Genomic DNA, 438 nt, shown 5'->3' on the forward strand with positions numbered 1-438 from the left:
CGCCGTAGGCGATCTTGAACTGCCTGCTGAGGTGTCCGGCGGACATGTTGACCCCGCGGGCAAGTGCCTCGACGTTCAGCGGCTGCGCGTACTCGCGGTCGATACGGTCCCGGACCCGGCGCAGCAGCTTGAGATCGCCTAGCTGTTGGTCGGCCACAACGGCGATCGTACGTCTAAGGCGCCAGCCGATACACCGCGCCGGCGTAGTCATCGGTGATGTACACCTTCTGCACGTCGCGCCCGGCGATCATGTTGCCCTGGGTGGAACGCCGGTCACCGGCGATCAGCACACCGCCGGGGTACTTGATCGCGACGATGGTCGTCCCGTGGGGCACCGCGTTGGTCGGGTTGATCCCGCCATCGGCGACACGGTTGACCGGCAACAGTTCTGGGGCCTGACGACGCAGCAGTTCAGAGAAGGACGACAGGTCCATGGCT

2 pseudogenes are annotated in these 438 nt (G+C 65.5%); both read right to left on the minus strand.

The window, feature by feature from the left end:
• Positions 1-211 (minus strand): annotated as a pseudogene (locus RNC47_RS36950) (hypothetical protein); the annotation flags it as partial.
• Positions 174-438: pseudogene (locus tag RNC47_RS37735) on the minus strand (proteasome subunit beta); the annotation flags it as partial. The pseudogenes RNC47_RS36950 and RNC47_RS37735, both read right to left, overlap by 38 nt.

Source organism: Streptomyces millisiae (assembly GCF_031845425.1).
In the GTDB taxonomy this organism is placed as follows: Bacteria; Actinomycetota; Actinomycetes; order Streptomycetales; family Streptomycetaceae; genus Streptomyces; species Streptomyces millisiae.